Annotated in this window: 16 protein-coding genes and 2 riboswitches; of the genes, 12 read left to right on the top strand and 4 right to left on the bottom strand. The window is 61.9% G+C overall.

Annotation, left to right across the window (positions count from 1 at the left end):
- Positions 1-27 precede the first annotated feature (27 nt).
- Complete coding sequence (locus tag L6758_RS09425) at positions 28-1,779, top strand: ABC transporter ATP-binding protein (RefSeq protein ID WP_237205860.1); 1,752 nt, start codon at positions 28-30, stop codon at positions 1,777-1,779.
- A 349-nt stretch (positions 1,780-2,128) separates the two neighbouring features.
- On the opposite strand, the gene L6758_RS09420 is transcribed toward L6758_RS09425, so the two are convergent.
- Positions 2,129-3,091 carry a phosphoglycerate dehydrogenase gene (locus L6758_RS09420; protein WP_237205861.1) on the bottom strand — a complete coding sequence of 321 codons (963 nt, stop codon included), beginning with the start codon at positions 3,089-3,091 and terminating at the stop codon, positions 2,129-2,131.
- Between the two features lie 111 nt (positions 3,092-3,202).
- Positions 3,203-3,859: a TetR/AcrR family transcriptional regulator gene (locus tag L6758_RS09415; RefSeq protein WP_237205862.1), complete on the bottom strand. Its 657-nt coding sequence runs from the start codon at positions 3,857-3,859 to the stop codon at positions 3,203-3,205.
- Between the two features lie 141 nt (positions 3,860-4,000).
- Between L6758_RS09415 and cls the strand changes: the two genes are divergently transcribed.
- Positions 4,001-5,500, top strand: coding sequence for a cardiolipin synthase (gene cls / locus L6758_RS09410; protein ID WP_237186916.1), 1,500 nt, complete (start codon positions 4,001-4,003; stop codon positions 5,498-5,500).
- 95 nt (positions 5,501-5,595) lie between these two features.
- Here cls and L6758_RS09405 read toward each other — a convergent pair whose 3' ends face one another.
- Complete coding sequence (locus tag L6758_RS09405) at positions 5,596-7,062, bottom strand: LLM class flavin-dependent oxidoreductase (protein WP_237205863.1); 1,467 nt, start codon at positions 7,060-7,062, stop codon at positions 5,596-5,598.
- Between the two features lie 109 nt (positions 7,063-7,171).
- A riboswitch (SAM riboswitch) is annotated at positions 7,172-7,272 on the bottom strand.
- A gap of 201 nt (positions 7,273-7,473) precedes the next feature.
- A riboswitch (SAM riboswitch) is annotated at positions 7,474-7,567 on the top strand.
- A gap of 4 nt (positions 7,568-7,571) precedes the next feature.
- On the opposite strand from L6758_RS09405, the gene L6758_RS09400 reads away from it, so the two are divergent.
- From L6758_RS09400 to L6758_RS09360, 9 genes are all read left to right on the top strand, one after another.
- Complete coding sequence (locus tag L6758_RS09400; RefSeq protein ID WP_237186914.1) at positions 7,572-8,378, top strand: ABC transporter ATP-binding protein; 807 nt, start codon at positions 7,572-7,574, stop codon at positions 8,376-8,378.
- A gap of 8 nt (positions 8,379-8,386) precedes the next feature.
- Positions 8,387-9,427 carry an aliphatic sulfonate ABC transporter substrate-binding protein gene (locus L6758_RS09395; RefSeq protein ID WP_237205864.1) on the top strand — a complete coding sequence of 347 codons (1,041 nt, stop codon included), beginning with the start codon at positions 8,387-8,389 and terminating at the stop codon, positions 9,425-9,427.
- Between the two features lie 2 nt (positions 9,428-9,429).
- Positions 9,430-10,287: an ABC transporter permease gene (locus L6758_RS09390; protein ID WP_237205865.1), complete on the top strand. Its 858-nt coding sequence runs from the start codon at positions 9,430-9,432 to the stop codon at positions 10,285-10,287.
- A gap of 256 nt (positions 10,288-10,543) precedes the next feature.
- A complete protein-coding gene (locus tag L6758_RS09385) occupies positions 10,544-11,440 on the top strand; it encodes a type IV toxin-antitoxin system AbiEi family antitoxin domain-containing protein (protein WP_237196747.1) in 897 nt (298 codons plus the stop codon).
- A gap of 380 nt (positions 11,441-11,820) precedes the next feature.
- The gene (locus L6758_RS09380) at positions 11,821-13,929 is read left to right on the top strand and encodes an AMP-binding protein (protein ID WP_237205866.1); all 2,109 of its coding nucleotides are present in this window, start codon (positions 11,821-11,823) and stop codon (positions 13,927-13,929) included.
- A gap of 120 nt (positions 13,930-14,049) precedes the next feature.
- Positions 14,050-14,670: a hypothetical protein gene (locus L6758_RS09375; protein WP_237205867.1), complete on the top strand. Its 621-nt coding sequence runs from the start codon at positions 14,050-14,052 to the stop codon at positions 14,668-14,670.
- A gap of 5 nt (positions 14,671-14,675) precedes the next feature.
- Positions 14,676-15,890 carry a glutathionylspermidine synthase family protein gene (locus L6758_RS09370; RefSeq protein ID WP_237205868.1) on the top strand — a complete coding sequence of 405 codons (1,215 nt, stop codon included), beginning with the start codon at positions 14,676-14,678 and terminating at the stop codon, positions 15,888-15,890.
- An 83-nt stretch (positions 15,891-15,973) separates the two neighbouring features.
- The gene (locus L6758_RS09365; protein ID WP_237198710.1) at positions 15,974-16,441 is read left to right on the top strand and encodes a gamma-glutamylcyclotransferase family protein; all 468 of its coding nucleotides are present in this window, start codon (positions 15,974-15,976) and stop codon (positions 16,439-16,441) included.
- Positions 16,442-17,215 carry a trimeric intracellular cation channel family protein gene (locus tag L6758_RS09360; protein ID WP_237205869.1) on the top strand — a complete coding sequence of 258 codons (774 nt, stop codon included), beginning with the start codon at positions 16,442-16,444 and terminating at the stop codon, positions 17,213-17,215.
- On the opposite strand, the gene L6758_RS09355 is transcribed toward L6758_RS09360, so the two are convergent.
- The gene (locus tag L6758_RS09355) at positions 17,212-17,676 is read right to left on the bottom strand and encodes a GNAT family N-acetyltransferase (RefSeq protein WP_237205870.1); all 465 of its coding nucleotides are present in this window, start codon (positions 17,674-17,676) and stop codon (positions 17,212-17,214) included. The genes L6758_RS09360 and L6758_RS09355 overlap by 4 nt on opposite strands.
- A 136-nt stretch (positions 17,677-17,812) precedes the next feature.
- Here L6758_RS09355 and L6758_RS09350 point away from each other — a divergent pair, with 136 nt between their 5' ends.
- Complete coding sequence (locus tag L6758_RS09350) at positions 17,813-18,034, top strand: DUF6290 family protein (protein ID WP_237186906.1); 222 nt, start codon at positions 17,813-17,815, stop codon at positions 18,032-18,034.
- The last annotated feature ends 256 nt before the right edge of the window (positions 18,035-18,290 follow it).

The raw sequence follows: 18,290 nt of genomic DNA, 5'->3' as shown, positions 1-18,290 counted from the left end.
AGAAACAACCAAGAGTTGGGAAAACCAGTGAATACACCAACCACTCAGCCAACCGGCGCCCAGCCGGTCCTCGAAGTCCGCGACCTCAGCGTTGACTTCGGCGTCGAACGTACCTGGGTTCCCGCCGCCATGAACCTCAACTACGAGGTGCATGCCGGTGAGGTCCTCGCCATTGTGGGTGAATCCGGCTCAGGTAAGTCCGTTTCGTCCATGGGTATGATCGGGCTGCTGCCCAAGAACGCCCGCGTCACCGGCTCCGTCAAGCTCAACGGCCGCGAACTCATCGGCCTGACCAACACCGAGCTTCTCAGCGTGCGCGGTGAAGAAGTCGCCGTCATCTTCCAGGAACCCATGACCGCCATGAACCCGGTCATGACCGTGGGCGACCAGATTGTTGAGACCCTGCGCCTGCACAAGAACATCTCACCGGCAGAGGCCAAAGAAGAGGCCATCAAAATGCTTGAGATGGTCGAAATGCCCGACCCCATCAAGGCCTTCAACTCCTACCCCCACCAGATGTCGGGCGGTCAGCGCCAGCGCGCCATGATCGCCCAGTCTCTCTCAACCAACCCCAAGTTACTCATTGCCGATGAGCCCACCACGGCGCTCGACGTGACCGTGCAGGCAGAAATTCTTGAGCTCATGCGCAACCTGCAGAAGAAGCTCAACTCAGCCATCATCCTGATCACCCACGACATGGGCGTGGTCGCCGACCTGGCCGACCGTGTTGCCGTCATGCGCCGCGGCCAGATCGTTGAGACCGGCGAGATTCACGAGGTCTTCAACAACCCCCAGCACGAGTACACCCAGGCCCTACTCGGTGCCGTGCTCCACCTGGGTGGCGACGAAATCGACGTGAACGCCGCCATCGACGACGCCGCCGAAAACCAGCGTCCGGCCACCGCCCTGCTAGAGCAGGTAGCCCCCCAGCGCACCGGCGAGGTCATCCTCTCCCTCAAGGACGTCGCCCTCGAATACCCCAAGCAGGGTCGTGTGGGCCCCTTCCGCGCTGTTACCGGCGCCAACCTCGAGATCCGTGCCGGTGAGGTTCTGGGGCTGGTCGGTGAATCAGGCTCAGGTAAGTCCACCATCGGCCGCGCCACCGTGGGCTTCCTACAGGTTGCCGAAGGTGAGCTGAACGTCTGCGGCATTGATATGCGCAAGCCCAGCCGCAAGGACCTGGCCGAGGTACGCAAGCACGTAGGTATGGTCTTCCAGGACCCCTCATCTTCCCTCAACCCCCGCCTGCCCATCGGCGAATCCATCGGTGAGCCCATGATGCTTGCTGGCGTAGCTAAGGGAGCCGAGCTGCAGAAGCGTATCGAGGAGCTCCTGGACCGTGTTGAGCTGCCCCGCTCCTACCGCAACCGCTACCCGCACGAGCTCTCCGGCGGCCAGAAGCAGCGCGTCGGCATCGCCCGCGCCCTCTCCCTCAAGCCCAAGCTCCTCATTGCGGACGAGCCCACCTCAGCCCTCGACGTATCGGTCCAGGCCCGCGTACTGGAACTCTTCCGCGAGCTCCAGGAAGAAATGGGCTTCGCCTGCCTCTTCGTCACCCACGACCTGGCCGTCATCGACGCCCTGGCAGACCGCATCGCGGTGATGCGCCGCGGCGAAATCGTAGAGCAGGGCCCGCGTGAGCAGATCCTGCGCCACCCCCGTGAGGTCTACACCCAGCGCCTGCTGGCCGCTGTTCCGCTGCCCGACCCGGATGCCCAGGCTGAGCGCCGCGAACTGCGCGCCAAGCTGCTGGACGAGACCGGCCACGTCGTCAGCTAACCACAAGACAAAAGGAGCTCCACCAGATTCTGGTGGAGCTCCTTTTGTGTACCCAGAGATCAATAAAGTTTTGCGGGCTTCACAGGCTCACGCTCGCTGCCGACCCTCTCGCCGGTTCGCTAGCGCTCACGGGCGATTCACGCCAGCCCCGAGCCAACAGCTTCGCTGTGAGCCTGCTTTGCCCGCATACTTGAAGATGCCGAGGGAACAGGCATAATGCGGTGCCCGTGCTAGAAGCCAGCTGGCTGGGGCTGGCGTGAATCGGGCGAGCGCCCCAGCGCGAGCCCGAGAGGGTCAGCTGGCGCTAGCACGGGCACTGCATTACTCGCCCTACCCCGACACTGAATCCCTAATTCATCTTGTTGCGCCAGTTGGCGTCCTTACCCGCGCGGGCGTCGCGCAGGGCCTGTAGGTTCTGCTTGATGAGGGCTTCGGGCTCGACGGGGCGGCCGCCCGCTGAGTGGGGGGTGATGATGATGTTCTTGGCATCCCACAGGGGGTCGCTGGAGGGCAGGGGTTCTTCGACCACCACGTCGATGGCGGCACCGGCGATGCTCCCTGAGTTGAGGGCTTCAATCAGGTCAGCTTCGTTGACGGTGGGGCCGCGGCCGACGTTGATGACATAGGCCCGCTGGGGCAGCTTGGCCAGACGGGCTGCATCGAGGGAGTTCTTGGTTTCCTCGGAGTTGGGCAGAATCATGACCAGAATGTCGGTGGTCTCTAGGACTGAGTCAATCTCGTCGGTAGCTACTACGGGGAAGCCTGCGCGTTCACCGGCGGAGCGGGCGATGCCGGTGACGTCGGCGCCGAAGGCGTCGAAGAGGCGGGCGGTTGCCTGGCCGATGGAACCGAAGCCCCAGATGGTGACCTTAGCGCCGAGCAGGGTGGTGACCTGGTCGGCCGGGTGCAGCTCCTGGGGGCCGCCCAGCTCGGTGGCCCAGTTCTTCTGTGCCTGGTGTTCGGCCAGGGTGGGTAGGAAACGCACGAAATTCAGGGCCAGGGCCAGGGTGTGTTCGGCAACGGTCTTAGAGTGCAGGCCGCTACCGGAGGCGATGACAGCCTCGGGGCGGAAGCCCGCGGCGCGTGCCTGGTCGGGGCCTGCCAGCAGGGCCTGGACCAGCTCTACCTGCTGAAGGTGGGCTGCGGCGTCCTTGAGCTGGTCGTTGGTGTTGCCCCATGCCACCAGTACGTCGGCGTCGTGGTGTTCGGGGGCGATGTTGACGGTGGGGTCGTAGCTGACCAGCTCGTCGCCGGCTTCAGCGCCCAGGGCGCTCTGGTCAAGGGTGATTGATGTGGGCAGAAGAATCTTCATGGTGTACTCCTTTGTTCCAAGTTTTAGGCGCGGGGGCACCCACTAGCCACTTTACCCCCGCAGGACCCTGCCAGGCCTACCCGTGACGCAGCATGACGGACAGGGCCGCGGCTAGTCCTCGCGCAGCAGGTGGCGGAAGGTCTGCACGGCCTCGCGGATTACCTCATCGCGCTCAGTACCCTCGGGGACGCCTCGGGTGTAGTCCATATAGCGGAGCAGGGCCGAAGTGATACAGAGGGCTGCACGCAGGCGGGGCTCTGAGGCTCCTTCCCCGGCTTCACTTTCGGGCAGGTAGGGCCAGGGGCCGCGGCGTCCGCTCGCGCTGAACTCCACCCAGTTGACGGTGCGCAGCAGGTCAGCCAGGGTCTTTTCACACTCGATATGGTGGGTTTTCAGGCGGTAGCGCAGCTCCGGGTACTCCTGCACCAGGGGGCGCACCTGCGGGTAGGTAGGGCTGTCGACCGATGCGACCATGATGTCGAGCATCAGGTGGGCGACGCGCTCAAAGATGTAGAGGTCCTGGCGGGCAGCATCGCGCTGCAGGATGTCATCGGTGATGACGGGGGCGCGCAGGCCGAGCACGGCGTCCTCTTTACTGGCGAAGTAGTTGAAGAGGGTGCGGGGGCTGACCCCGGCAGCTTCAGCGATTTCGTCGGTAGTGGTGGCTTTGAGGCCCTTCTCAAGCACAAGCTTGAGCGCGGCCTCGTGAATCGCGGTGTGGGTTCGCTCCCGGCGCTGCTGGCGCACGGACTTCTCGGGTTTCTTCACACCACCAGTCTATTGCAGAGGTGCAGAGAACCTAAGCTAGGTGAGATATTACGGGCAGGGTACGAGCATCGCGCGTAGAGAGCTTTCTGACTATGTGGACAAGCCCCACCCCGCACTCGGACCCCGGGTAGACTTAGAAAGGTGAACTTCAGCCTACCTTTTCTCGATATCACGAACCTGCCGGATTGGCTCTCGATAACCCTGGTCGTTATCGATATCCTCATCCGCATCACCGTTATTTTCTGGTTGCCCTACAACCGTAAACCGGTGGTCGCGCTCGGCTGGCTGATGGCGATTTTCTTTATTCCCTTCGTGGGCCTGTTTGCTTTCTTGATTTTTGGTTCCAACCTGGTGCCCCGGCACCGCCGCAGCCGCCAGCGCAGCATGAACCAGATTATTAAGGACTCCATCGAGGGGGATGACGCCGTGCTGGGCGACCCGGAGCTCTCTGAGCCTGCGCGGGTGGCAGCTAACCTCAACTACAAGCTCGGTGCCCTGCCCCTGATTGGCGGCAACGACTTCGAGCTACGCCACGACAACAATGCGGCCCTGCAGGAAATCGCCGAGAAAATCGACCAGGCTAAGAAGTACGTTCACTTCGAGTTCTACATCACCGCCCTCGATAGCACCACAGAGCCCCTCTGGGATGCCCTGGTGCGCGCCCACCAGCGCGGTGTAGCGGTTCACGTGCTCATCGACCATATCGGGTCCCGCAAGTACCCCCGCTGGAAGGAACTCCAGCGCAAGCTCAACGATGCAGGGGTACCCTGGCGGCTCATGCTGCCCCTCAAGCCCTGGAAGGGCCAGTGGCAGCGGCCCGACCTGCGCAACCACCGCAAGATTGTGGTCATCGATGGCGAGCTGGCTTTCTCCGGCTCCCAGAATGCTATCGATAGCACCTACAATCTCAAGGGCAACATCAAAAAGGGCCTAGTGTGGAAGGACCTCTCCTTCTTCTGCACCGGCCCCGTCGTGCACGAGCTCAACGCGGTTTTTGTCTCCGACTGGTATGCCGAAACCAAGGAACTCCTGCTCGATGAAATCGACGCCGACATCGAAGCCCACGATGAGGCAGGGCAGGAGGGCCAGCGTCCGCTCGCCCAAATCGTGCCTTCTGGCCCCGGTTTCGAAACCGAAAACAACCTGCGCCTGATCAACCACCTGATTTACAACGCAGAAGAACGCATCATCATCTGCTCCCCCTACTTCGTACCCGAAGAAACCTTGCTGCAGGCCCTAACCAACATGGCACTCTCGGGTATCGACGTGACCCTGATCGTCTGCGAGAAGGGCGACCAGTTCCTGCCGATTATGGGGCAGCGCTCCTACTACGAGCAGCTGCTCCGCTCGGGTGTGAACATTCAGCAGTACCCCGGCCCCACCGTTCTGCACTCCAAGTTCATGATTGTGGACGACGAAATCACCTTCATCGGCTCCTCCAACATGGACCCCCGCTCCTTCGCCCTCAACTTTGAGGTCTCCACTTTTATCGTGGGCAAGGCTATGGTGCAGGAACTCGAAGGCGTAGCCCGGGACTACATCTCCCGCTGCAAGCGCCTGCGCTACGACGAGTGGGTCAACCGCCCCAACCACCAGAAGGTTGCCGAGAACCTCTGCCGCCTGTGGAGCGCCCTGCTCTAACCGTCGGCACGGCATAAAGAAGATAAGGACGCCGCCCCGCACTCCCCTGCCCGTTGGCAGGAAGGTGCGGGGCGGCGTCCTTACAGCTCTAAGACCTAGTGGCCTGCGGCCTCAGCCTTCTCAGCGTTCTCAAGCGCCAGCTTGAGGAAGTCACGAGCCGGGGTGTCAGCAGCAGAGGGCTTGCCCGCGTAGGCGCCGCGGTACTTGGCAGCCGGGTGGCGCTCGTCCACATACTTGTTGCCCTCACCAAAGAGGCTCTCACGCAGGGTGGAACCCTCATAAGCGGTGCGGTAGCGGCCGCGCTTCTGCAGCTCGGGGACGACGAACTCAACGAAGTCCTCAAAGGAGCCGGGGGAAACATGGTAGGCCAGGTTGATGCCGTCCAGGCCGCCCTCGTCAATCCACTTCTCCAGCTCATCGGCAACGGTCTGGGGGGAGCCCACCAGAACCGCACCCATACCGCCGGTGGCGCAGTGCTCGGCGATGTCCTTGCGGGTCCACTCCTTCTCCTTATCCTGCAGGGTGAAGGGGGTCAGGAAGGACTGGATAGACTCGGTCTCAACGTACTTGAGGGCCTCGTCCTCATCGAACTGGTCCAGGTCAAGACCGCTCCAGCCGCCGATGATGCCCTGGGACGCCTCAACATTCTGGTACTTGAGGTACTCGGCGTACTTGGCCTGGGCCTTCTCGTCGGTCTCGTCCACAACGACGGAGAGCATAGCCAGGATCTTGACGTCATCGCGCTTGCGGCCGGCCTTTTCAGCCTCGTTACGGATGCGTTCGGTCAGCACCTTGGTCAGGTGGGGGCGCAGGGCGGTAATGAAGATAGCCTCGGCGTGCTGGCTCGAGAAAGCCTGACCGCGGGAGGACGCACCGGCCTGGAAAATCACGGGGGTGCGCTGGGGTGAAGGCTCGGTCAGGGCGATGCCGGGCACCTGGAAGTACTTGCCCTTGTGCAGGATGGGGTGAACCTTAGAGGGGTCAGCAAAGACACCGTTTTCACGGTCGCGGGGCACAGAGCCGTCCTCCCACGAACCTTCCCACAGCTTGTAGCAGACGTCGAGGAACTCTTCGGCAATCTCGTACCGCTCATCGTGCTCAATCTGACCGGGCAGACCCTGGTTCTCAGCAGCAGACTGAAGGTAGGAGGTCACCACATTGAAGCCCACGCGACCACCGGTCAGGTGATCCAGGGTGGAGTAAGAGCGGGCCAGAGTGTAGGGCTGGTTGTAGGTCACAGCGGCGGTCACGCCAAAGCCCAGGTGCTCGGTGACAGCGGCCATAGCAGAAATCTGCAGGAAGGGGTCACCCACAGGAACCTGGGCGCCATCCTTCAGCACGGGAGCTACTGAATCCTTGTAGACATCGTAGACACCCACCACGTCAGCGATAAAGACAGCATCGAACAGACCCTTCTCGCAGACCTTAGCCAGGTCGGTCCAGTACTTGATGGTGTTGTACTCATCCGCACGGTTGCGGGGGTGACGCCACAAACCAAAGCTCTGGTGGCTAGTGGTAGTCATATCGAAGGCGTTGACGACGATGCGCTTCTTCTCGGTCATGAACCGGGCCCTTTCACAGGTGGTGCTTGGCCCCTCGCGCCCGTGCTGCCACCGGCGTCCTTACCCAAAAGTAAAAGGCGCCGAGCCTTCGCGAAGGTGGCGCCTGGTTGCGCCGTACTTGCATTACTGCCTGATCCTCATCTGGGGCACCCCGCTACGGGAGAGGGTTGCCGCCCAACTAGCCAGAGCTTGACGTTGGGACTCTTGATCTTGAGATTTAGTGTAGCCCGCCCGGCCCGCCCAGGTGCAAGCATCTGAGGCTACGTTTCACATTGTGGCACGGGGTGAGTCGCGTGTAACCGGGCAGCGAGTTTCGGTCAGTTTTACCCACAGCGTCACACTCGTAACCAGGCGAAATACCGCGTCATACTCTTGCCCGGCCGCGGCACCGGCCCCTAGCGTTGAGAGCGTCAACCATCCAGAGCGACCGAGAGACTTGGCTCAACGACGTCGCAGCAACCTCCCTACACCAGGGGTCGGTGCTAACGCCAAGAGACGATGGAGAAAGCATGAGCGCACCCACGCTAGAACGCACCCCCACCACCCTCACCGCCTGCGAAATTGACTTCAATGCCGTCGGCAAGACCTTCATCGGCGAGCGCGGGGAGACCCGCACCGTCCTTGAAAACGTGTCGTTTACCGCCTACCCCGGTGAGATTATCTCGATTATTGGCTCCTCGGGCTGCGGCAAGTCGACTCTCTTGCGGGCTGCTGCCGGCCTGGGGGCAGCGACCGCCGGTACCGTCACGATTGACGGTAGCCCGGTACGGGGTCTCGATTCCCGTGTGGCTATTGGTTTCCAGGAGCCTCGCCTACTGCCCTGGCGCACCGTTGAGAAGAACGTGGCGCTGGGTCTGCCCAAGGGTACCCCCAAGGACGCCGCCCGCGAGCAGGTTGCCCGCCTTCTGGATGTCGTGGGGCTGGCAGACTACGCCCAGCACCGCCCCCGTGAGATTTCCGGTGGCATGGCTCAGCGCGCTTCCCTGGCTCGGGCGCTGGCGCGGAACCCCGGCGTCCTTCTGCTCGATGAGCCCTTCGGCGCCCTTGATGCCCTGACCCGCATCAACATGCAGGATTTGCTGCTCGATATTCATGCCCACGACCCGGCCACCGTCCTGCTGGTCACCCACGATGTGGAAGAGGCCCTCTACCTCTCAGACCGGGTGATTGTGCTGGGTAAGCCGGACCCCGCCGCGCCCGCGACGATTGCCCGCATTGTTGAGGTGCCCGACCACCGCCCGCGCGACCGCGGCAACCCCGCGCTCTCGTCCCTGCGCAAAGAACTTTTGGCCGAACTCGGCGTTGAAGAACACTAGGAACACACATGTCACTCATTTCTCGTCTCACCACCACTTCTGCCCTGCTCGCAACCGGCACCCTGCTACTGACCGGGTGCCTGGCAGGGGAAAACGCCTCGACCGCCGATACTTCTGCAGCAGCGGGCGACACCACCGTCACCATCGACTACGCCACCTACAACCCGCTCTCCCTGATTATCAAGGAAAAGGGCTGGCTTGAGACCGCCCTACAAGAGCAGGGTAAGGACGTCGAGTGGGTACAGTCAGCCGGTTCAAACAAGGCTAATGAGGCCCTGCGCTCCGGTGCGATTGACGTGGGTTCCACCGCGGGCTCAGCTGCCCTGCTGGCTCGCTCCAACGGCTCCCCCATTCAGGTGATTGACCTCTACTCCCAGCCCGAGTGGTCAGCTCTGGTGACCCGCACCGACACCGGTGTCTCATCGGTGAAAGACCTGGCCGGTAAAAAGGTAGCCGTCACCAAGGGCACCGATCCCTACTTCTTCCTGCTCCAAGCTCTTGAAGAAGCAGGTGTGTCACCCGATGAGGTCACCATCGAGCAGCTACAGCACGCCGACGGCCGCACCGCCCTCAACCAGGGCACCGTAGACGCCTGGAGCGGCCTTGACCCCATCATGGCCAGCGCCGAAATTGAGGACGGCAACACCCTCTTCTACCGCAACGTCGACTTCAACACCTACGGCTTCCTGAACGCCACCGAGGACTTCATCGAGAGCGACCCCGAAGCCGCCCAGACCATCGTTGACGTCTACGAATACGCCCGCGAATGGGCACTCGCCAACGAAGAAGAGGCCGTGCAGATTCTGGCGGACGGCTCCGGAATTGAGCTTGAAACCGCCCAGGTCGTCTGGGACCGCACCTACCTCGATATCGATAACGTACCCGGCGACAAGCAGCTCGCCGTACTGGAGAAGGTCGGCCCCTACCTGGTTGAATCCGGCGACGTTGCCTCACAAGACGAAGTAGACACCGCCCTGGGCAGCATCGTCAACGACACCTTTGCCCAGAAGGCCGACCCCGCCCGCATTTCAACCCTGGTGGCTGAGTAATCATGTCAGTTACCTCTGATCTCACCACCCAACCGGCAACCCGCCGCCGTCTGGCGCGCACCGAAACACCGGCGTCCGCGAAGGTACCCCGCCGCCCCCTGCTCACCCGCCGCTGGGCACCCTGGCTCGGCGCCCTGCTTCCCCTGGTTCTGCTGGCGCTCTGGCAGTACCTGAGCACCGCCGGAGTCTTTAGCGCGGTGCAGCTCCCTGCCCCTTCGAAGGTGGTTGCCGCTGCCCTTGATTTGGCAGGACGCGGGCAGCTCGGCCTGCACGTTGCTATCTCGACCCAGCGCGTGGTTCTGGGCTTCAGCATCGGGGCTATCCTCGGGCTGGTGCTCGGAGCCTGGGTAGGGCTCTCCCGCTGGGCCCAGGTGCTCGCCGCCCCCACCATCGGCGCCCTGCGCGCTGTGCCGTCGCTGGCCTGGGTGCCGCTGCTGCTGCTCTGGATCGGCATCGGTGAGAACTCCAAGGTCACCCTCATCGCTATCGGCGCTTTCTTCCCCGTCTACACCACCGTCTCGGCGGCCCTAGCCCACGTGGACCCCAAGCTGGTTGAGGCGGCCCGCACCTTCGGCGTCCGCGGCATCAACCTCTTTACCACCGTGCAGCTACCTGCCGTTCTGCCCGCTGTGGTCTCGGGTCTGAGGCTGGCCCTGGCGCAGGCATGGCTCTTCCTGGTCGCCGCCGAACTGCTCGGTGCTTCGATGGGGCTGGGCTTCCTACTCACCGACTCCCAGAATAACGGCCGCACCGACCGCCTGCTCCTGGCCATCGTGCTACTCGCTATCCTGGGTAAGATCACCGACGCCCTGCTGGGTGTATTTGAACGCTGGGTCAAGGCCCGGTTCCCCAGCAACTAGAAGAAGAGGTGGGAGGTTCGTCTCTCACCCTTGAATGTAACGCTAAATGCCATCAGCGCGAACGGTTCTCGTGCAGATGGCATTTAGCGTTACATTCACGAGTGCCGCTGCTGCGAGTGCCATGCCTCTGCACATCCGCGTCACCATCACGACACATTAATCGCTGGCAGCAAAGACCCGCCGATTTAGGCACAAGTTATCCACAGATTGTCTGGTAGCTCTTGCCATGTCAGCTTTCCAGGGCAAGAGTCGCCCCATGGAACATTTTTTCAACGACATCAAAACCGCCCGAGAGCTAAGGCACGGAGGCATCAGCCCTTCCACCATCCGCCGGCGCTGTGCTCAAGGCAGGCTGATTCGAATTATGCCTAACGCCTATGTTGATGCCCAGCAGTGGATTCAATGGGACGAGGCAACCCGCACCAAAGCTCGCCACGTCAGCTTTATCAAAACGCACCAGCATTACGTGCTCAGTCATGTATCTGCAGCACTCTGGTGGGATGCGCCCCTACTGCGGCTCCCCCGCAAAATTTGGGTGAGCCACCCCGCCTCCACAGTGCGGTCACGACCGCAGGTGCACGTCAGCAGAGGGCGTGAAGATATATGCGCTGACAGTATCTTCCATCAGGGAGCTTTCGTTACCTCGCCGCTGCAGACCGTGCTTGATTGCGCTCTGACTCTCCCCGTACTTGATGCTCTCTGCGTTGCTGACTACTTTCTGAACCGAAAGCTTGTGTCGATGGAAGGTTTACGGGAAGCTATCACGCGGCTGAAGGGCAAGGGTGTGTGCACCGCTCGTGCGGTTGCAGAACTGATGAGTGATAAGGCTGAGTCTCCCGCAGAAACTATTGCCCGCTACCGCATTGTGACCTGGGGTTTCACCCCACCTCAGGAACAGGTGAGTATCCGGGTAGGTAATTCTGTGTACCGTCCTGACTTTCTGTGGGAGGAGTTTCGGGTCATTGTGGAGGTTGATGGCAACGTGAAATACGACGGCAGTCATGGTAACCCGGTTCATGTGATTCGGCGGGAGAAGCGACGCCACCGGGATCTCGAGCAACTCGGGTACCGGGTATTGCGTGTCACCTGGGACGATATTATGCGGTCGCCCGAGGCCTTCCGCGCTCTGTTGATTGGTGCCGGGGTGCGCTAGAAGTGCAGCGGATGCGGGGTGCAGCCTCCTTATGCATGGGCGTGATAGTTGTGTGTAGCGGTAAGTGCCATCAGCGCGAACGGTTCTCGTGCAGATGGCATTTCCCGCCACACTCAAGGCCAGCGGGGCGGACGGACGTGCGGGGGCAGCGGACGCAGGCGGACGGACGTGCGTCACGCGGCGTCATAAACGTTAAGGGGCGTCACGGTTTAGTAGCAGTGGCTCGCAGGTGCTTACCCTGAAAGAGATTTTGTCCATCAAGAGCGATACGAGAGACCTGGCTCTACGACGATCGCAGCAACCACGCCGAACAAGCCGCCCACGGGCGTCCTGCGAGAACCGGCGCCGGTGCTACAGCCAGCTACCGATGGGAGATACCCTTGGGCGCACCTGCCGACTTCGTGTACACCGACCCCTTCAATCCCACGCCCAACCCGGCGCTCATCTCAGATGAAGCCCGAATCCAGTTCTGGGCTGACCAGGCCAAGGCCCGCCTGACCTGGGGTGAGATGTTTGACGAAGCCAACCCCCACACCTTCGCCAAGCCGCAGAGCCTGGGCCTCGATGATGAGGGTATCGAGCAGTTCACCGTGCCCGAGATTAAGTGGTTCGAGGGCGGCAAGCTCAACGTTGCCTACAACTGCGTAGACCGCCACGTCGAAGCGGGTAAGGGCGATAAGGTGGCCCTCTACTTCGAAGGTGAACCCGGTGACCGCGAGGCCATTACCTATGCCGAGCTGCAGCACCGGATCGCTAAGGCAGCCCACGGCCTGGAGAAGCTGGGCATCGGCAAGGGTGACCGTGTGGTCATTTACCTGCCGGTGATTCCCGAAACCATCATCTTCACGCTTGCCTGCGCCCGTATTGGCGCTATTCACTCCCTGGTCTTCGGCGGTTTCTCGGCTGAGGCCCTGAAGTTTCGCGTGGAAGATACCGGCGCTAAGGTGCTCATTACCACCGACGGGCAGAACCGCCGCGGCACCGTGGTTCCGGTCAAGGCCACCGCCGACGAAGCCTGCTCGGGTGAAAACAATATCGAGCACGTTATTGTGGTTGACCGCACCGCTGGCACCCCCGAAGCCCATGCCGCTGTGCCCTGGACCGAGGGCCGAGACGTCTGGTACCACGACCTGGTCGATAACCTGCCCGACACCCACGATTACCAGCTCTTTGACGCTGAAACCCCGCTCTTTATCATCTACACCTCCGGCACCACCGGTAAGCCCAAGGGCCTGGTGCACACGTCCGCGGGCTACCTGACCCAGGTGGCCTACACCCACGCCCTGCTCTTTGACCTGCTCCCCGAGATTGAGGACGAGAGTGGCCAGCGCCGCGTGGACGAGCTATCAACCGTCAACGACCCCGCCAAGGTCGAGAACACCGTTCACTGGTGCACCGCCGACCTGGCCTGGGTCACCGCCCACACCTACGAAATCTACGGGCCGCTGCTCAACGGCGTTACCGAGGTGATTTATGAAGGCACCCCCAACACCCCCACTTTTGAGCGCCATTTTGAGGTGCTTGAACGCTACGGGGTGACCAACTACTACACCGCTCCCACCCTGATTCGTTCCCTCATGGGGGCCTTCCCCGACGGCCCACCCGCCGACAAGTACGACCTCTCGTCGGTACGTCTGCTGGGGTCGGTGGGCGAGTCCATCAACCCCGAGGCCTGGCGGTGGCTACGGACGCACGTGGGCGGGGGCACCGCGTCCTTCATCGACACCTGGTGGCAGTCCGAGACGGGCTCGACCGTCTGCTCACCGCGTCCGCACGACCCCCAGTTCGCGCCCGCTGGCACCTTCGTGGACGACGCACCCCACACGGCGTCCAAGCCCGGCTGTGCGACCCGGGCAGTTCCGGGTATCTCAACCCGCGTGGTCGATGAGCACGGGGTCGACGTGGAGCCCGGCCTGCAGGGCTTCATTGTGGTCGATAAGATTGGCCCGTCCATGGCCCGCACGGTCTGGGGCAACCCCCAGCGCTACCTCGATTCCTACTGGCGCCACTACGGCGAGCGCGGCTGGTTCCTGGCCGGTGACGGCGCCAAGGTCGATGACGAGGGCGATGTCTATATTCTGGGTCGTATCGACGATGTCATTAACATTTCGGGCCACCGCCTGTCGACCATTGAGATTGAGTCTGCCCTGGTCACGCATGAGGCTGTGGTGGAGGCCGGGGTCTGCCCGGTGGAGGACGAGCTGACCGGCCACCAGGCGGTTGCCTATGTGACTCTCTCTGAGGCCGGTCGTGCCTTGAGCGCCGAAGAGTTGAAGGCGGCGCTGACCGAGCACATCCGCCACGAGATTGGGCCGATTGCCAAGCCCAAGGACGTCATCGCCGTAGCCGATATTCCTAAGACCCGGTCGGGCAAGATTACCCGCCGCCTGCTCGGTGAGCTCTACCAGGGCCGGTCACTGGGCGATACCTCCTCCCTGCAGAACGAGGAAGCTCTCGAAGCTATCGCCCAGGTGCTGGCAACCCGCTAAAGGCACCCGAACCGCCCCGTGCGTCCGTCTGCCCACCCTGCGGGCGCCCCTTTGCACAGGTGAGCGCCTACCCGCCCTAAAATAGGGAGGGAACACACTCACCTACCATCGGGAGATTCCATGCCAAGGTTCTCACGCGCGACCAAGACCGTGCTTGCCCTGCTTGCGGGCGGGGCAGCCATCATCGGTATTGGCGCCACCAACCACGCCGCCCCGACCCGTGTTGCGCCCCTGCTGGGCGGCTCGTCCTCGTCGTCGCAGAAGCAGGGCGGACGTTCCTCCACCAGTTCGCAGATCAGCGGCAGTTCCAAGGAGTACGCCGAGATTTGCTACGACCCGGGCACCGGGCAGCGTCTTGAGAACTCCGAGTGTGAGGACGGCAGCGGCTCAGGTTCCAGCAGCGGTGGCGGCGGAGGCGGGGTCGGGCGCTCCTATTGGGTGCCCTATTCTTCGTCATCGACCCTGCCCAAAGTGGGTGAGAAGGTGGCAGGCGGGTCGGAGATTCGCCCGTCCGATGGCACGGTCTTCCGTAACCTGCCTTCGCAGGGCGGCGGGTTTGCCGAGTCTTTCCGCGAGTCAAAGAGCTCTTATACCGTGGAGAACTCGCAGGTGAAGTCGAGCCAGAGCGGGGACTCCTACGGCGGTTTCAATCGGGACGCTAACAAAGACACCACCACCAAGAAGAGTCGTGGCGGCTTTGGCGGCGGGTCGAAGACCGGCGGCGGAACCAAGGGAGGCTAAGGCCAATGAGACGATTGTCCTTCCCCCTGGGCCGCCATAACTGGGAGCAGACTATCGCCGCCGAAGGGCTGATCTATTCGCTCGAAGGCCCCGACGACACCGACCACTACTGGAACGAGTTTGCTGCCTACGAGTTCACCGTGGCCGAGGCCCTCTGGCTGCAGGAGCAGGTCGAAGAGGCCCACCGCATGTGCGTCGCGGCTATCGACCACATCATTTCGGGGCCCCTCAAGCACAAGCTGGGGCTGAGCGAGGCGGCGCTCAAACTGGCGATCGATTCCTGGCGTTGGCACGAATACGACTTCTACGGCCGCTTTGACTTTGTCTACAATCCCGAAACCCATACCCTCAAAATTCTTGAGTATAACGCCGATACCCCCACTGGCCTGGTGGAGGCTGCTGTCAGCCAGTCCACCTGGTTCAAGGATCAGCGCCTGGATCTGCGCGGCTTCAAAGAGTGGAACGACCTGGGCAACGCCTTTGTCGCTCGCTGGGCGCAGATTCGCCAGCGAGTCAAGCACCCGGTTCTGCACTTGGCCTGTGTTAACGAAGAAATTGATGAGCTGGGTGAGGACCTTGAAAACCTCAAAGTTGTAGCCCACGCCGCGCATATGGCGGGCTGGGCGACCCACATCATGCGCATCGACGACCTCTACTGGGAGGCCGACCGCCGCATCTGGCTCGATGACCGCGACCGGCAGGTGCACAACCTCTTCAAGCTCTACCCGTGGGAAGACATGGTTGAGGACGCCTACGGGCAGGTTCTCTTCGAGGGCGGCTACGCTGCCATGGAGAACTGGTTTGAGCCTGCCTGGAAGATGTTCCTCTCCAACAAGGTGCTGATGGTCGCCCTCTGGGAACTCTACCCGGGGCACCCACTGCTGCTGCCGGCGTCCTTGTCGCCCGGCCACGGCTTCACCAACTGGGTCAAGAAACCCATCTTTGGGCGGGAGGGCGACGGTATCGTAGTGAACGCCCCGACCCACGGGGTGCAGGTTGCCCACACCGACGGCTACATGACCGAAACCGCCGCCGACCACGAGTACATCTACCAGCAGTACGTGCAGCCGCCCAACTTCACCGGGGACGCCGGCGAACCCAACTACCCCGTCATCGGGGCCTGGGTGGTGGGCGGACGCTCCGTGGGCTTCGGCGTGCGCGAATCAGACGGGGCAATTACCGACGGTTACTGCCGGTTCGTGCCGACGGTGCTCAAGTAAGCGAATAGGTGAAGCAGGCTCGCGCTCGCTGTGAGCCTGCGCCACCTAACTTTCTGAGCGCACCTCATAGGTACGATAGAGGCATGACAGCCCACCACCCCGTTTTCGTTTACGGCACCCTGCGCCCCGGCATGAGCAATAATCGCTGGTTCCGCGGGGCTGATTCCAACCGCACCGATGCGACTATTACCGGCTACGAGCTGGTCACGAACGGCTCCTACCCCTACCTGCTCCCGGCGTCCGCCCCGGTCAGCACGTCAACTGGCAGCGGTGATACAGGCGCGGACGCCCCCGCCCCGGTGGTGCGCGGCACCCTGGTTTTCGTAGACCCCGCCGACTGGGAGGCCGTTGCTGCATCCCTCGATGAGCTTGAGGGGACCGACCCCGCGCGTCCTGTGCACGATGACAACCTCTACAACCGGGTACTGGCCGAGGTTGTGACGGACGCCGGTGAGCCGGTCACCGCCTGGGTCTACATTCCGCCGGTGAGCAAGCAGGCGCAGCTGCGGGAGCGCTACCCCCTGGTGCCGGGCGGCGAGTGGACCGAGTAAATGCCCCCTTTTGATTTTGAGCCAGAAACCTGGTTCCGTGTGATTGATGTTGCCGCTATTGTCACCAACGGTCTGTTGGGTGGGGCGGTTGCTCGCGCCCACCGTTTCGATATTGTGGGGTTCATTATTTTCTCGGTCATTACGGCGATGGGCGGGGGCATTATTCGCGATGTTTTGCTTGATACCGGTTTTCCCGTTGCTCTGACCGATAGCTACTATTGGGTGGCTGCGCTGGGGTCTGCGGCTCTGGCCTATCTCATGGATTTTGGTTCCCGCTGGGCTGACCGAACCCTGCTGGTGGCGGACTTTCTCGGCATGGGCTGTTGGACCGCCACCGGAACCATCAAGGCCCTCGCCCTGGGTCTGCACTGGCTGCCGGCGATTGCCCTGGGTGTGGTGACGGCTGTGGGTGGCGGGGCGCTGCGCGACATTATGGTCAACCGTATTCCGGCGATTTTGGGCGGGAGCCCGCTCTATGCCACGGTGGCTTTTGTGGGGGCTTCTGAGGTTGCCCTGTGCGTGGTTTTGTGGGACCAGCAGGTGCTGGGCATGGCTCTTTCTATTGTGACCTGCCTAGTCATGGGTATTTTGGCGCGGTGGCGCCGCTGGCAGCTGCCGGAGCCGGTTCAGCTCAAGGTGCCCCGGCCACGTTTGCGGTTAGGACGCCGCCGCCCGGCTTCGCGCGACCGGTGGGTTCCCGGTGCCCCGCTGACCCAGGAAATGCGCATTATTGACGAAGAAACAGCCCGCGCCCACCGCGAGGGGCGGTCTTAGGGTGTAGCATTCACCCCTTTAACCTCAGCAAATGTAAATTTCGCCAGGGTCACGCAGCCGTAGCCCTCAACGGGAGCAAAGCCTCTGCCCCGGTAGAGGTCGATGACGTGCTGGTTGCTAGGGTGGGTGTCGGTGGTGATGTAGACCTGGTGGACGCCACCCACGGCGTCCAACGCCATGTCGAGTAGGTGGGAGCCCAGGCCAGACTTCTGAAAGTCCGGGTTGATGAGTAGGTCTTGAATATAGCTGATGCTGACCCCATCGCCGATAACCCGCACCAGCCCGGCGAGTCGGCCGGTGGCATCCTCGCGGGCTACCGCCAAGTAAAGGCTACCTGTGCACATGGGCACCAGGTTTTCAGGGTGGTCGGTGTAAGCACTCCACCCAACAGAGGTATAGAGATCTACCAGTTCCTGCTGGCTGGGTACCAGACCTACTAAAAAAGTAAAAGCGGTGTTCATGGGCAAAACTTTACCGTGCGCTTATCCCTGAAAATACTCCCAGCTTTTTCATTACAGAAAGCAAGCCCAGAACAATATCCTATTGTTGAAAGTACAGCCGTTTGCCATACTGGAAAGCACAGTAAGGAGAGAACCTATGACCGTGCATGTTGAGTTTACAGCTACTGAAGAGGCACAGCTACAGAGTCTTTCTTCCGCTCTTGGTACGAGCACCGAAGAGCTAGTGCGTTCTGCTGTACTTGATTATCTTGAGCAGCAGGAAGAACAGGTATGGGCACAGCAGGCGTTGGCGCGCTTCGAGGCAGACGGCCGTGAGACCCGCCCCGCCCAGGAATTGTGGGATGAGCTCGGGGTCTGAATGTGGCCTGGCAATTAGTACTGGCAAAAGAGTTTGAACGATCGATTAGAAAGCTCGATAAGCCGGATATTCGTAGAATTAAGACTTACCTTGACCAGGTAGTTCAGTTAGATAATCCGAGGGACCGGGGGCGGAATCAAGCGGTGGATGCGCCACGCTTGAATAGTTCGTTAAGTATTTCACGTGGGGTTGCGCCGCCGAGGATTTGTCGGGGTGTTTCGTTGAGCTCATTTTGCACCCACGCGACATGTTCGGG

It is taken from the genome of Rothia nasimurium, from assembly GCF_928382285.1.
GTDB lineage: Bacteria > Actinomycetota > Actinomycetes > Actinomycetales > Micrococcaceae > Rothia > Rothia nasimurium_E.
The sequence above is the reverse complement of the archived record's forward strand: the minus strand, read 5'-3'. Positions and strand labels throughout refer to the sequence as shown.

Coding starts and splice junctions, on each gene's coding strand:
- L6758_RS09420 (WP_237205861.1), bottom strand. CDS start 3,091: ATGAAGATTCTTCTGCCCACATCAATCACCCTTGACCAGAGCGCCCTG.
- L6758_RS09405 (WP_237205863.1), bottom strand. CDS start 7,062: ATGACCGAGAAGAAGCGCATCGTCGTCAACGCCTTCGATATGACTACC.
- L6758_RS09400 (WP_237186914.1), top strand. CDS start 7,572: ATGAGCGCACCCACGCTAGAACGCACCCCCACCACCCTCACCGCCTGC.
- L6758_RS09395 (WP_237205864.1), top strand. CDS start 8,387: ATGTCACTCATTTCTCGTCTCACCACCACTTCTGCCCTGCTCGCAACC.
- L6758_RS09390 (WP_237205865.1), top strand. CDS start 9,430: ATGTCAGTTACCTCTGATCTCACCACCCAACCGGCAACCCGCCGCCGT.
- L6758_RS09385 (WP_237196747.1), top strand. CDS start 10,544: ATGGAACATTTTTTCAACGACATCAAAACCGCCCGAGAGCTAAGGCAC.
- L6758_RS09375 (WP_237205867.1), top strand. CDS start 14,050: ATGCCAAGGTTCTCACGCGCGACCAAGACCGTGCTTGCCCTGCTTGCG.
- L6758_RS09370 (WP_237205868.1), top strand. CDS start 14,676: ATGAGACGATTGTCCTTCCCCCTGGGCCGCCATAACTGGGAGCAGACT.
- L6758_RS09365 (WP_237198710.1), top strand. CDS start 15,974: ATGACAGCCCACCACCCCGTTTTCGTTTACGGCACCCTGCGCCCCGGC.
- L6758_RS09360 (WP_237205869.1), top strand. CDS start 16,442: ATGCCCCCTTTTGATTTTGAGCCAGAAACCTGGTTCCGTGTGATTGAT.
- L6758_RS09355 (WP_237205870.1), bottom strand. CDS start 17,676: ATGAACACCGCTTTTACTTTTTTAGTAGGTCTGGTACCCAGCCAGCAG.
- L6758_RS09350 (WP_237186906.1), top strand. CDS start 17,813: ATGACCGTGCATGTTGAGTTTACAGCTACTGAAGAGGCACAGCTACAG.